The organism is Microvirga sp. P5_D2 (genome assembly GCF_054049475.1).
Map to the genome: position 1 here is coordinate 1 of NZ_JBFUMH010000148.1, position 12,865 is coordinate 12,865.

Genomic DNA, 12,865 nt, shown 5'->3' on the forward strand with positions numbered 1-12,865 from the left:
CACCATGATGAGGCCGTGGCCCGTCACGAAGACGTTGAACGCCTGCGGGTTGGAGAAGAACTGCAGGCCGGGCTCCTGAAGCTCCATGCGCATTGCGATGGACAGAAGGCCGCCGACGATGCCGGCCGTGAAGCCGAAGATGAGGTAGAGCGTGCCGATGTCCTTGTGGTTTGTGGAATAGAACCACCGGCGCCAGAACGAGGGAGCCCCATGGGTCTCGGCGTGAACTGCGAGCGGCTGAACTCTATCGGGCATGAAGAGGCACTCTCGAAACATGACCACGTTCGAGCACCAGCATAAGTGTGGCAAATAAATTCTTTTGCCGAATAAATGCAAAAACTTTGTTGGCTGCCGGATCATCCCGGGATTGCCGTTCGAACGGCAATCAGTTCCGTGAGGATGCAGAAATTCCGCTCGGAACATTCAAAAGAATTCGTTTGCCACATAGGCACCTCGGGACGAACTTTGTTGATGTTGTCGAGGGACCAAGTGGCGTCTCAGGCCCACCGGCTGGTCCACCCTCGCGCTTGAGGGGCGTCGCGACAACGGGAGGTTGGCCATGCGAACCTACAACTTGTTCCGCCGCGCGGATCGGGATGAGCTCATCTGCGCTGTTCCGGAAGATCGACCGGTGCCATCGTTCATCACCGGCCCGCCATGGGAGTTCGTCGGACGGGTCAACGAGAGTGTCATCGGATCCTTGAGCTTCAACCACGAAGCGGCGGAAGCCAGTGTTCAATGGAACGGCTTCTATCTCTTTCAACTCATCAACGTGGCAGACCTTCACCTGAAGGCCCGCCGAGGCAGTGCGACAGCGGCTGCCGAAGGCGCGCCCGCCAGCGGCAAGGATCCCCGCCAAACCGCGCCGGCGCCCTCACCCGAGATCCGACTTACCGCCGTTCAGGTGAGATTGGAGGTTGAGGTTGGAGCACCTCCCAACCGGGCGTCGCCCGTGTCCGTGCTGCTCAACGGCACCGACCTCGGTTTCGTGAGGAAATGACCATGACCGCCACACTATACCCGCAGCCGTCTCCCGAGGCAGCCCGCAAGCGTCGGGATCTCGCGCCCGATGTCCAGGCCGCGTTCGAGGCCTTCGGACGCCAGGTGTTCGCAGATGGTGCTCTGGATGCCAGGACAAAGCAGTTGATTGCGGTCGCCGTCGCCCACGTTACTCAATGTCCCTACTGCATCCAGGGACACACCAAAGCCGCCCAACATGCGGGCGCGACCGCGCAGGAGCTCATGGAGGCGGTCTGGGTCGCGGCGGAGATGCGGGCCGGCGCGGCCTACGCCCATGCCGCGATCATGGTCGCCTCCCTGTCCGAGGATCGGTAGGTAATACGCGATGAGAAGGCCATGGTGCGCCCTGCCGCTGATCTCTGGCCTGGAGCATTCCGATGAGCACAAAGGTTCCGAACGGCAACGTCCGGCTGAAGCGGGCCTATGAACCGCCTGCCGCGGATGACGGCATCCGCATTCTTGTCGACCGGCTCTGGCCTCGCGCGCTCTCCAAGGAAGCCGTTGCCCTCGACCAATGGATGAAGAACATCGCGCCCAGCACCGAGTTGCGCCGCTGGTTTGGCCATGACCCCGACCGATGGCACGAGTTCTGCCGCCGCTATGCCGCCGAGATACATGACGATCAAGATTTGTTGGAGGAGTTGCGGGCCCGCGCCCGCAAGGGCCGGATCACCCTGGTGTTCTCCGCCCGTGACGAGGTGCACAACGATGCCGTTGTCCTCAGGAACGTCATTCTGCACAGCGGGACAGACCGAGAAGGAGCCAAGGAGCAAAAAAAGTGATTTGAAGCGGCAAAGCTATTCGTTTGTCACATACCTTGTCCGAGCGTACCGTTTGCTTGTCGACCGATGGCGCCGATGACCGGCATTCCTTCACAAGCCTCTCGTCAGCGCGCACCCAGAGGAGGCAGGCATGCTCACCGCCGCAGATGTCACGACGAGAGCCGTCATCACGGTTAGGCCCGAGACGTCGATCCATGAGATCGCCAAGTTGCTCTGCGACCATCATATCAGCGGCGTTCCGGTGATTGATGACGAGGAGCGACTGCTCGGCATCGTCAGCGAAGGCGACCTGATCGGGCATGCCCAATTGGCCGGTGAACAGCGCCGCTCCTGGTGGCAGACTTTCCTGAACGGTCCCACCGTGCTGGCTCAGCACTACGCCAAATCACATGGTCGGACGGCCAGCGACGTCATGACGAAAGACGTGGTCACGGTCCTGGAGACCACGTCGGTCGCCGACACGGCCCGCGCTCTGGAGCAACACCGGATCAAACGCGTTCCGGTGATGCGGAACGGGAGGCTCGTCGGCATCGTGACCAGAAGCAACCTGCTTCAGGTTCTGGCGACCACCGACGTGTCGAAGCCGATGAACGTTGCCGACCGCGTCATCCGGGAGCGGCTGAACGAGGAGCTCGAAGAACAGCCCTGGGCCTATCTCCTGTCGAAGAACATCGTCGTCGAGAACGGCATCGTTCACCTGTTCGGCATTGTCCAATCTGAGGAGGAGCGACACGCCATCCGCCTCGCTGCGGAGAACCAGGCCGGCGTGAAGGCTGTGGAGGATCACCTCTCGATAGTACCGCCCGCCTCCTACGTCTTCTGAGTGCGCGAAGGCTTGTCCTCCCTGCTGCTCGACACAGTCGGGTTCGTCCCAAGGACTTCAGTGCGGCGGGAACCTTTTGATGGGCCCGTCATCCAATGCGTTGCGTAACCCGCGTTTTCAGCTGTCCCCATGGAGGATCTCATGCTTGCCCGCGTTGCCGCCATCGCTCTCACCGCTGCACTTGCCATGCCGGCCTTGGCCGCCGACCAAGTCGAGAAGGCGCCGCCTTCGGGCGCTTACAAGAAGGTGAGCGACCTCGTGAAGATCCCCGACTTCCTGCCGGGGCTCGGTCAGCTCTATGTCGATCCCAAGACCCTGCCCGCCGGTCCGTTCCTCGCCTACGACCGCGACGGACGGCTCGTCAGCACGGTCTACATGCTGCCCATCGAGGACCTGTCGAACAAGGACAAGCGCTTCGATGATCTCGCCGCGCCTGGTGGCAAGGTCGATCATGTCGACGTCTACTTCAACGCCGGCCATCCGGGCGTGGAGAAGCCCCATGCGCATGTCGTCCTCTGGCATGTTCCCAAGGCCGACGAGCAGCGGGTGGCGGCAAAGTGACGATTTCGCGCAGACACATCCTGCAGATCGGCGGGGGCCTCCTCGCCGGTCTGGCATGGCCCCGGCTTCCGCGGGCCGGTGAACCGGTGGAGATGCGGATGCAGGGCAACACAGACGGCTCGCATGTCTGGTTCGACCCGGTCGGCCTGTGCGCGTCGAGCCGGGTCGGACGATCGGCTGGATCAACCTGGATCCCGGGAACTCCCACACGGTTACGGCCTATCATCCGAAGAACTTCGAGCGTCCGCTGCGCATCCCCGAAGGAGCGGAGCCCTGGAATTCGGACTACCTGCTGCCGAACGAGACCTTCTCGGTCACGCTCACCGTGGAAGGCGTGTACGACTTCTTCTGCGTTCCGCACGAGCACGCCGGCATGGTCGGGCGGATCATCGTCGGTCAGCCGGGCCGGTCTCCAGCTGCCAGCGTGGCGGCGCAAGCGGCGGGCGGGGAACCCCTGCCCGGGATCGCGCTCCAAGCCTTCCCGCCCGTCGACGAGATCATGCGCCGCGGCATCGTCAGGCGCACGTAAGGGCTGATCCAGCACCGGCGGGAACCTTCCTGGTTCCTGCCGATCCAATGGTCGTTCCCAACGCCCCCACCAGGCATAGAGGAGGGCGCCATGATCCGCTCGGTTGCCTACTCGAAGGTGGTTCTCGCCGGCATGGCAGGTGCCATCGCTTGGGAGGTTGTCGCCCGGCTGCTGATCTGGGCTCGTGTGCCGTTCTTTGATCTTGTTTCGACCCTCGGGACCCTGATCCTCCCCCATGCGCCGGCATGGGCGGCTTGGCTGACCGGCATGGCGGTCCACCTGATGGTCGGCGCGATCTGGGCCGTGTTCTACGCCTATTTCTTCTGGTCCATCCTGCCGCTGCGCCCTGTTCTCCAGGGCCTGGTGTTCGCCTTCGTGCCCATGCCGCTGGCGATCTTCATCATGCATCCGCAGTTCGACCTGATGCACCCGCTCGTCCAAAGCGGCCAACTCTCCTCCTCGGGCCTGTTCGGGCTGAGCGGCGGTGTGCACGAGCCGCTCTCCATCGCAGCCGGTCATCTGATCTGGGGCGGCGTGCTGGGCCTGCTCTACACCCGGCCCGTCGGCTACCGGGCAGACCGGCCGCCGCGCCTGAGCCGCAGACTTGGCGGATTGCGCCCACCCGTCGGCTCGACTCCCGACCCGGCCGGTCACCGGTTCATGTTCGCCACCGGCATCGAGTGCAGCTACCCCACTGTTGAAGGCGGGCGGTGGCGCATGGACCAGATGGCAGCCTGCGGCCATTACCGCCACTGGCGCACGGACCTCCAGCTCGTGCGGGATCTCGGGCTGCGCTACCTGCGCTACGGCCCTCCCCTGCACCTCATCCATCGCGGCCCAGGTCAGTATGACTGGGCCTTCATGGATGAGGTCGCCGCCGAAATGCAGCGGCTCGACATCATACCGATCATGGACCTGTGCCACTTCGGTCTGCCCGACTGGCTGCAGAACTTTCAGAACCCGGAGGTGCCGCAGGCGCTCGCCGACTATGCCCGGGCGTTTGCCCGCCGCTATCCGTGGGTGCAGCTCTACACCCCTGTCAACGAAATGTATGTGTGCGCCAAGCTCAGCGCCCTCGAAGGCTTGTGGAACGAACAGTGCCGGGACGAGCGCGCCTTCGTCTCCGCAGTCCGTCATCTCGCCAAGGCCAATATTCTGATGATGCAGGCGATTGCGTGCGAGCGCCCAGATGCCGTGTTCGTAAACAGCGAGAGCGGTGAGTTCTACCAGCCCTGCTGCCCGGATCCAGAGGTCCGACGCATCGCCGCCTTCGAGAACGAGCGGCGATTCCTTCCGCTGGATCTGCTCTACGCCCGTCCCGTGCAGGACGACATGCGGACCCATCTCCACCAGCACGGCATGCCGGATGAGGAATACGCCTGGTTCATGCAGCAGGACGTGCGCCGGCGGTCGATCCTTGGAGTCGACTACTACGAGTGGAACGAGAAGCTCATCGACAGCACGGGCCATGCACAGGCGTTGGGCGAGCTGTTCGGCTGGTACGCCGTCGCCGGCCAGTACTACCAGCGCTATCGGCGGCCGATGATGCACACCGAGACCAACCGCATGGATGCCCGCGACGGACCGCGCTGGCTCTGGCGGCAATGGCACAACGTGCAGCTGATCCGTCAAGCTGGTGTGCCGGTCGTGGGCTTCACCTGGTATTCGCTCACGGATCAGGTCGACTGGGACATCGCGCTGCGCGAGCCGCTCGGCAATGTCAATCCGGTCGGCCTGTTCGACCTCAACCGCGATCCGCGAACGGTTGGCCTCGCCTACCAGCACCTCGTGCGCCTCTTCGGGGCTGATCTCGGCGAGGCCCCGACCATTGAGGCGGTGCTGGAAGCGGCCTCGACGGTCGCTACACGGGAGGCAAGGAGGCAGCATGCTTAGGATGCTCCAGGCCCATGGCCTCGATGCCGGTCCAACCCAACGGCCGCTTCTGGCCGGCGCCATTGCAGGGGTGATGGCCACGGTCCCGGCTTTGGCGGCCCTCGCCGGCTTCCAGGCGCTCGACGCGCCTGCCAGGGCAACCGGCACGTCCGTGTTGGCTGCCAGCCTCGCCTATGTCGGGATGATGCTGTTCGGTGGGATCCTTTATGGCTGGCTGTTCCAGCGGGCGGCCAACGACCTGCGGGGCGGCTGGCTCTTCGGCCTGGCATTCGGCTTCGTCCTGTGGATGCTCGGGCCCGTCCCGGTGCTGCAATGGCTGCCAGAGCAGCCGATCCTGCGCGGCTATCCGGCTGCGGGACTGCTGTTGGCCCAACTGCTCTGGGGTCTCGCTTTGGGATTGGTGTTCCCTCTGGTCCACCGCCGTCTGCATGGCGGCCTGAAGAGCGAAGCCGAGGCAGCATCCGGGAGCACGGGACCGGAGGCGGCGGCCCAGACGCAGATGCTTCGGCCGCTGCCTTCGTCCAGGCGCCCATCGCTTTGAGAGGATCTGCCTCCCGTGCGATTTGGGAACCTTTATCCGAGTGCCCCATCTAATGGGCAACAACAGGAGCTTGGCCATGCAAACTCTGGCAGTCGCGGCAACGGGGTTGGACAGGCTCGATGATTGGGCGCTGGTGGAACGGGCGCGCCAGCGGGACGGGGCCGCGGTCCGGCTCATCATGCAGCGGCACAACCGCCGGCTCTATCGTGCTGCCCGCAGCATCCTCAACGACGATGCCGAAGCCGAAGACGTGGTTCAGGAGGCCTATGTCCGCGCCTTCACCCATCTGGACGGCTTTCGTGGCGAGGCGCAACTCTCGACCTGGCTCACGCGCATCGCGCTGAATGAGGCGCTCGGTCGGCTCCGACGGCGACGCACCACGGTTGGCCTGAAGGACATTGATGCCATCAGCGATCAAGGAGAGGCCCGCGTGATTTATCTGCCGTCGGCCCGCCAGGACAGTGATCCGGAAGCCGCCGCCGCCCGGACCCAGGTGCGGCGTCTGCTCGAACGCGCGGTGGACCAGCTGCCCAATTCCTTCCGCATGGTCTTCGTGCTCCGGGACATCGAGGAGATGAGCGTCGAGGAGACCGCGTCGCATTTGGGCCTGCGCCCGGAGACGGTCAAGACCAGGCTCCATCGCGCCAGACGCCTCTTGCGCGAGGCCCTCAACAAAACCCTGGCATCCGCATTGACCGATGTTTTCCCATGCGCCGGTGTGCGTTGCGCCCGGATCACGGGAGTCGTGCTGGAACGCCTCGGCCTCCCGGAGCAGCCGGAGAAATGACCATGCCTCTGCCGGGATTCCAAGCCTCACGAAGATCGAGGCAGGCGGGCCGGCGTAAGGTTGTTGTCACCATCGGAGCCTCCGCCGGGTTGGACGCGCAGGGGCAATGCCTCTGTGTCGCTGGTGCATGGCATCGTCGGAGCAGCGGTGCTGGGCGCCTTTGCGGCGACAATCGGATTGATGCGGCGCCCTTCGAAGCCGAAGGGCAAGACCAACGCGGAACTTCCCGCTGAATGAGGAACGGAGAACGCCATGCGAGCTGAGAACCCTGTACGAGACCATAATCCCCAGAGCACCGCGCAGATCGCCGGACACCCGCTCCATCCGATGCTGATCCCCTTCCCGGTCGCCTTTCTCGTAGCCACCCTCGTGTGTGACCTGCTCTTCTGGAACACGGGCAACAGCGCCTGGAGCACGGCCTCGCTGTATCTTCTGAGTGCCGCGCTCATCATGGCCGCCCTTGCGGCTCTGGCCGGCCTGACCGACTTCATGGGCGACCGGCGCATCCGCGATCTGTCGGCAGCCTGGCACCACATGATCGGAAATGTCGTCGTCGTGCTCCTCTCCCTGTGGAACTGGTATCGCCGCTACGAGGCGGGAGACGCCGCCGTTCTGCCGACAGGGCTCGTCATCTCGCTCGTGGTCGTGCTTCTCCTGCTCTACACCGGCTGGCGCGGCTGGGAGATGGTCTACCGCCACCGGGTCGCCGTCTCGGACCAGGGATCCTGATCCGAGTGCGCACGTCGCCGTGCTGCCAGCCCGAAGAAGCCTACCGGATCCTAGATCTTCAACCAGGAGCCACCGCCGATCAAATACGACAGGCACACCGGTCCTTGATGAAGAAGCTCCACCCGGATCAAGGCGGCTCTACTTATCTCGCGGCGCGGGTGAACCAAGCCAGGGACCTTCTGTTGAGCCGATGTGAAGGGTGATCGGTGATCCCGCAGCCGCTGCCATCTGACTCCACGGCACCTGCGCGAGCAGCCTCCTGACACTTGAGCACCTCCAGGATGTCGGCCGTCGCCGCATAAGGCTTATTGGTGACTACCGCCAGCAGAAGTCGCAGACGCCGAAGGCCGGCCAGTGTACCCACGACTCACGGAAAGGCTTTGGTGTGGCGGGATGCATTGGGCTTGTAGATCGCGAGGAAGCCATCGACGCCTTCCGGAAGGCGCCCCTATGACGTGTTTCTTGAATGCTTCAATCGTGGATTGCTGATCTGCGTCAGGGGTGACATTATCGCCCAGTCGCCACCTCTGCTCGTCGAACGCGAGCACATCGATCAATACTATGACGTCCATTCTGTAGGGATCTCGGGCGTATCGCCTAACTCAACATCGGTCATTCCATGCCCGCACACAGGCGAGCGCAGACAAGAAGTCTCTTGAACCATCAACCGTGAGAAGGCTCATGCGCGTCGGCGTCCCGAAGGCACCGTCAAGTTGTCGGAGAAGGATACGCGGACCCTGGTTTGAGGCTGGATCAGGCGACAGTCACGACGCCGGTTACCTCAGTCCAGGCCTGGAACGCCCGAGCACGGGTACGGCGATGATCAGCGGCTTTGGAGTGGGTAGAGCGGCGGAAGAGGTTTGCTACTTGATCGTGAACCGAGAGAAAGCGTTGGGCCTGACCGGCCGACTTGAAGCGCTTCATGATCCGCTCCCGTCGTCGGGTCGGCTAATGGCTGTTTTCCGCTCGATTGTTTAAGCCCTTATGCTGCCGATGCTCGACGCCGGGCATGACTTCTCGCTTTGCAGCGGCATAGCTGGCCAGTTTGTCGGTGATCATCACGCGAGGTGCGACGCCTTGCTTCTTGAGCAGCTTGCGCAACAGCCGCTTGGCGGCCTTTGCGTTTCGGCGGCTCTGAACCAGGATATCGAGCACGCCCCGTGCTGATCGACAGCTCGCCAGAGCCAATGCTTCCGGCCCGCGATRCTGATGACAACCTCGTCCAAGTGCCACTTGTCTCCGGCTACCGGAAGACGGCGGCGGATCTGCTTGGCGAAGCTCTGGCCGAACTTCAACGCCCATTGCCGGACCGTCTCGTGGCTGACCGCGATGCCTCGGGCGGCGAGCATCTCCTCGACCATGCGCAGGCTGAGCGGAAACCGGAAGTACAACCAGACCGCATGGCTGATCACCTCAGCCGGAAAGCGGTGGCGGGCATAGCGAGGATGACGGGTGTTCTTCATCCCTCACATATGCCTCGATCCAGTCACCCACCGGTTAACCTGACGGTGCCTCCGGAGTTGCCGACCGATGGGGTGGGCGCCAGCACAGGCCTCCATGCCAATCAGGCAGGGTGGGATGTTCGCCAGGCGCTGGGTGAGCTGCGTGCGGGAGAGCTTGATCCGCAGCACGATGGCGCCGCGCTCATCCTGCCCGACGAGATGGAAGCTGTTCTTGCCCAGATCGATGCCCAGCGTGGCAATGGCGGCAGAGGAAGAAGACCGTGACATGAGACGTGCTCCTTGCGTGGCTCGAAGCCCCACACTGTACGAACAAGCGGGGCAGAAGCACGGCCGGACCATCCCATTACCAGACCTTCACTAAGGCGTGTGACGAGCTCAGTGCAGCATCTCAGCCGAAAGGGCTTGCGCGAGCTGGCATAGGTCGATTGGCTTGTCGCAGTAGAGCACGTCGGCGCAGGCTTGTGCAGCCCCATTGCTCATAGGCGATCCAGGGCAGTCCGGACTAAATGCGTGGCAGGTTAGCTTGAGAGTTGCTTGGCGAGGACTACCCGCACCATCTTGTCTAACTCCTCAACCCGCTGCGTCTGATCCTGAAGCAAGCCTTCGAGGTGCTCGACGCGAATGCGGTCAAGCTTGTCGTGGAGGGCCATGATCTCAACCTCCGCCTTCAAGTTGACCTCGTAATCCAGGCTGGCGGCCAACCGATCCCTGGCGGCTTGTCGGTTCTGAGACATCAGGATCACAGGGGCTTGTAACGCGGCAACCATCGACAGTATCAGGTTCAGGAAAATGAAGGGATATGGATCAAAGCCTCCGCCAAAGCGGGCCAGGGCAATGGTATTCACAACAACCCAAGCGATGAGCATCCCCGTGAAGATTATGATGAAGGTCCAGGACCCGCCGAATAGAGCGACCCGATCCGCGAAGCGTTCGCCCAATGTCTGCTGTTCTTCAAGAACATTGTTCACATTTCGGGCGACATGCGAACGCTTGGCAATGTGAAGAATTACCCGCTGCTCGCGCTCAGACAGCCTTGTTACGCCGCTGTCCAGCAACTGCCGAGCGAGTTGAGTCACCTCGTCCATCAGCGCCCTCCGCTGTCACTCTGATCAGAGATTGCAGTCTATCCTAGCCACAGGCACGGGAGGAGGCTTGCCGTTCGCGCACGTGGCCTATCTCAAGGTGATCCAGAAAACCATCTGTTGTACTTTGAGACCCGTGCCGCTCCTCAAAATGTCGGGCGGCGGCTGCCTGAGTGCCAAGTCCATCAATCGGACCCCGCTACACACCCGATCAAGACAAAACTCAGGAGGATCAGAGAAGCATAGCGATCCGCGTTCCGAGTTTCTAATCTCTTGGATTATGCCCATAGCTTGCCATTTCTCTCCGACCCTATCGAATAATTCATGTTTCGAGACAATCATATACTTAGGTCGAATAAGAGCGTATACTTCGATAAAGTTAGGAGGACATCATGATTCAGAGAATCAGGTCCTACATATCTTACGAAAACGAAGCGCTCTTTGCTGCGACTCTTGCTTTCCTGTTCTGTGGGGCCGTGATCTTGGGATTCATGTAATGCTGTCCCAAGCGTTGATTTCACTGCTCCTGATGGTTGGCATTCTCGCCTTTTGCACGCTGACGATCCGCTCCCACTGGTGAGAGAACCCGGATCTGGAGGGCTGGTCCTTGCAATATCGCCGGGGTCGCCGGCCTGTCAGGAACGCCACTCAATGCTGGCCGATTATCCTGTAGGCCGAGGGGCTCGACCGAAGTGACATCGGTCTGGGCAGGCCCATGAAGGGCGGCACCCGATGATGAACAAGCGCGCCTCAGTCATACAACGCCGCCTCGCAGCAATCTTCTACGCTGACGTGGCAGGCTATGTGCGCTTGATGAATGCCGATGAGGCAGGAACTCTGGCCCTGCTCGACTCCCGCCGCGAGATCATGGATCGGCACATCACCCAATACGGCGGTCGCACGGCCAACACCGCAGGCGACAGTATTCTCGCTGAGTTCCCAAGCGTCGTCGATGCGGTCCGATGTGCGGTTGGCATTCAGGAAAGGATTGCCGCGGCCAACGAGGAAACCCCCAAGGACCGTCGCCTCACCTTCCGGATCGGCGTCCATGTTGGAGAAGTCATGGTTCGGGACGGCGACATGTTTGGCGATGGGGTGAACATTGCCGCCCGCATGGAGAAGCTGGCACAGCCGGGATTGGTCTGCCTCTCAGGAACGGCCTATGACTACGTGTCCAGGGTGCTGCCACTGGCCTTTGACGACCTCGGGACGCAACTCGTGAAAAACCTCGATGTGCCCATACGAGCTTATTTGGCCCGCCCATCTGATCATCCGCTGTCTCGGGCGCTGCCACCGGTGCATCGCCGCAGTGAATTCAATCTGGGGCGACGCTTCCATACCATCCTGAACCGCGCGCTGGTGGATGTGACCAAGCCAGAGAGCCTGACACTGGTCGAACCTGCGGTTTTGGCTTCCCTCCACGATGCGCCGAACATCGACGAGCGGCGACTGGCCGAGCGGATCGGCATTGACCTTCCGAGTGCCCAGCGGATGGTCAGGCACCTTGAGCTTCTAGGGTTCGTCAGCCGGACACCAGGGAAACACGGACGCGACCTGCGCCTTCTCAGCCTCTCACCCGAAGGGCTCGAACTCTATGCACGGTTATACCCGGCGATCCTTGCGGTGCGGGATCGCGTGATGGCAGCCCTGTCGGAACGGGAGCGGGAGACCCTGCAAGACCTCTTAGCGCGCGTGATCAACGCCAATGAACTCAAGAGCAATCGTCGCTCCGACTGATCCTGCCGAGACCAAGTGGCTGAACCGGGGGCGCATCCTTCTGAGCGCTATGGCGGATTGCTCCGGTGTGCTGTGATAGCGCCAGCCTTCAGGGAGGGATCCCATGGCCTATGTCATGTTTCAGTATGACCGCCCGACCGAACCCCATCGCTGGAACGACTATAACCAGCATGTCAGAGAGTGGATTGCCGAGCTTCTGCAAATGCCTGGCGCGGTGTCTTTTATGGCCTATCGCACAACTGATGGAGTCAGCCCAGACACGATCACCATGCTGGAGTTCCAAACGGTGGAGGATGCTCGCAAGGCGCAAGAATCCGAGCAGATGCAGAGAGTTCTCGAAGATCTCCGGTCAGTCGGCGTGGCCGCCAAGATTCTGCTGATCGAGCGCTCGCCATTTACGCCCGAGCCATTTCAAGCGTGAGACCAGAGTCGCGTTGGAAGGTAAGTGCGCCCGCAAAAAATCAACCAACCTCGCAATCTCGAGCTTAGACCGCAGTACGCGGCATGGAGCCTGCCCCAGAATCCGCTGACCCTGATCAGGAAGCGAGATTGAAGGAGGCCCGCGCAATTTGCGGAGTGTCATTTATGGAACTCATTGGAATAGCTCGGAATAGCCATAGGCTCAGCCTCACATATGACCCTATGTGAGCTATCGCCGACTTGTGCTTCACAGGCGTCGGCGACTGAGGGCTATGCGCTCCCGCCTGTAGTGCGGAGCGCATCGATGACTGGTCTCACTCCCTCTGATTTCCCAATCGACGCCGAAACCTTGATCGGCGAAGCGCGCGTAGCGAGGAAACGGCAGGCCGACGAACAGGTTGCCGCACACATTCGTGGTGTTCTCTCTCGATTAAAATCTCACAAGCCAAAAGGTGACGCGCATGCTTTACGTTAATCAAAACTATCACGGCCCTATTC

Annotated in this window: 15 protein-coding genes and 4 pseudogenes; 14 read left to right on the top strand and 5 right to left on the bottom strand. The window is 61.9% G+C overall.

Translation table 11 applies throughout. The annotated features are described in order from the left end of the window. Positions 1-255: pseudogene (locus ACXJKO_RS24695) on the bottom strand (cytochrome c oxidase subunit I); the annotation flags it as partial. 304 nt (positions 256-559) lie between these two features. Here ACXJKO_RS24695 and ACXJKO_RS24700 point away from each other — a divergent pair. From ACXJKO_RS24700 to ACXJKO_RS24750, 11 genes and pseudogenes are all read left to right on the top strand, one after another. Continuing rightward, on the top strand, positions 560-1,000 hold the full coding sequence (locus tag ACXJKO_RS24700; RefSeq protein ID WP_457093718.1) for a hypothetical protein: 441 nt from the start codon (positions 560-562) through the stop codon (positions 998-1,000). 2 nt (positions 1,001-1,002) lie between these two features. Further along, on the top strand, positions 1,003-1,335 hold the full coding sequence (locus ACXJKO_RS24705; RefSeq protein WP_457093719.1) for a carboxymuconolactone decarboxylase family protein: 333 nt from the start codon (positions 1,003-1,005) through the stop codon (positions 1,333-1,335). Between the two features lie 62 nt (positions 1,336-1,397). Beyond that, the gene (locus ACXJKO_RS24710; RefSeq protein WP_457093720.1) at positions 1,398-1,802 is read left to right on the top strand and encodes a DUF488 domain-containing protein; all 405 of its coding nucleotides are present in this window, start codon (positions 1,398-1,400) and stop codon (positions 1,800-1,802) included. Positions 1,803-1,932: 130 nt separating this feature from the next. Beyond that, positions 1,933-2,625 carry a CBS domain-containing protein gene (locus tag ACXJKO_RS24715; protein ID WP_457093721.1) on the top strand — a complete coding sequence of 231 codons (693 nt, stop codon included), beginning with the start codon at positions 1,933-1,935 and terminating at the stop codon, positions 2,623-2,625. Between the two features lie 141 nt (positions 2,626-2,766). Continuing rightward, the gene (locus ACXJKO_RS24720; RefSeq protein ID WP_457093722.1) at positions 2,767-3,186 is read left to right on the top strand and encodes a DUF5602 domain-containing protein; all 420 of its coding nucleotides are present in this window, start codon (positions 2,767-2,769) and stop codon (positions 3,184-3,186) included. A 148-nt stretch (positions 3,187-3,334) separates the two neighbouring features. Further along, complete coding sequence (locus ACXJKO_RS24725; protein WP_457093723.1) at positions 3,335-3,715, top strand: plastocyanin/azurin family copper-binding protein; 381 nt, start codon at positions 3,335-3,337, stop codon at positions 3,713-3,715. A gap of 90 nt (positions 3,716-3,805) precedes the next feature. Beyond that, entirely contained in the window at positions 3,806-5,608 is a 1,803-nt protein-coding gene (locus tag ACXJKO_RS24730) for a family 1 glycosylhydrolase (protein WP_457093724.1), read from the top strand. Further along, positions 5,601-6,149, top strand: a complete 549-nt coding sequence (locus ACXJKO_RS24735) for a hypothetical protein (protein ID WP_457093725.1) — start codon at positions 5,601-5,603, stop codon at positions 6,147-6,149. Before ACXJKO_RS24730 ends, ACXJKO_RS24735 begins: the two co-directional genes overlap by 8 nt. A 76-nt stretch (positions 6,150-6,225) precedes the next feature. Beyond that, entirely contained in the window at positions 6,226-6,936 is a 711-nt protein-coding gene (locus ACXJKO_RS24740; protein ID WP_457093726.1) for an RNA polymerase sigma factor, read from the top strand. A 252-nt stretch (positions 6,937-7,188) separates the two neighbouring features. Beyond that, positions 7,189-7,665, top strand: coding sequence for a DUF2231 domain-containing protein (locus ACXJKO_RS24745; RefSeq protein ID WP_457093727.1), 477 nt, complete (start codon positions 7,189-7,191; stop codon positions 7,663-7,665). Between the two features lie 32 nt (positions 7,666-7,697). Then, positions 7,698-7,868, top strand: a pseudogene (locus ACXJKO_RS24750) (DnaJ domain-containing protein); the annotation flags it as partial. Between the two features lie 550 nt (positions 7,869-8,418). Here ACXJKO_RS24750 and ACXJKO_RS24755 read toward each other — a convergent pair. The 4 genes and pseudogenes from ACXJKO_RS24755 to ACXJKO_RS24770 all read right to left on the bottom strand — a co-directional run bounded on the left by ACXJKO_RS24755 (position 8,419) and on the right by ACXJKO_RS24770 (position 10,213). Next, on the bottom strand, positions 8,419-8,589 hold the full coding sequence (locus ACXJKO_RS24755) for a hypothetical protein (RefSeq protein ID WP_457093728.1): 171 nt from the start codon (positions 8,587-8,589) through the stop codon (positions 8,419-8,421). Positions 8,590-8,613: 24 nt separating this feature from the next. Further along, a pseudogene (locus ACXJKO_RS24760) lies at positions 8,614-9,128 on the bottom strand (IS6 family transposase). 54 nt (positions 9,129-9,182) lie between these two features. Then, positions 9,183-9,395, bottom strand: a pseudogene (locus tag ACXJKO_RS24765) (IS110 family transposase); the annotation flags it as partial. Positions 9,396-9,646: 251 nt separating this feature from the next. Next, entirely contained in the window at positions 9,647-10,213 is a 567-nt protein-coding gene (locus tag ACXJKO_RS24770; protein ID WP_457093729.1) for a DUF1003 domain-containing protein, read from the bottom strand. A 729-nt stretch (positions 10,214-10,942) separates the two neighbouring features. Between ACXJKO_RS24770 and ACXJKO_RS24775 the strand changes: the two genes are divergently transcribed. The 3 genes from ACXJKO_RS24775 to ACXJKO_RS24785 all read left to right on the top strand — a co-directional run bounded on the left by ACXJKO_RS24775 (position 10,943) and on the right by ACXJKO_RS24785 (position 12,842). After that, positions 10,943-11,947 (top strand): adenylate/guanylate cyclase domain-containing protein, encoded by a 1,005-nt coding sequence (locus ACXJKO_RS24775; RefSeq protein WP_457093730.1) that lies wholly within the window; start codon positions 10,943-10,945, stop codon positions 11,945-11,947. A gap of 103 nt (positions 11,948-12,050) precedes the next feature. After that, the gene (locus tag ACXJKO_RS24780; protein ID WP_457093731.1) at positions 12,051-12,368 is read left to right on the top strand and encodes a DUF1330 domain-containing protein; all 318 of its coding nucleotides are present in this window, start codon (positions 12,051-12,053) and stop codon (positions 12,366-12,368) included. A 303-nt stretch (positions 12,369-12,671) separates the two neighbouring features. Then, the gene (locus ACXJKO_RS24785) at positions 12,672-12,842 is read left to right on the top strand and encodes a hypothetical protein (RefSeq protein WP_457093732.1); all 171 of its coding nucleotides are present in this window, start codon (positions 12,672-12,674) and stop codon (positions 12,840-12,842) included. Positions 12,843-12,865: the final 23 nt, after the last annotated feature.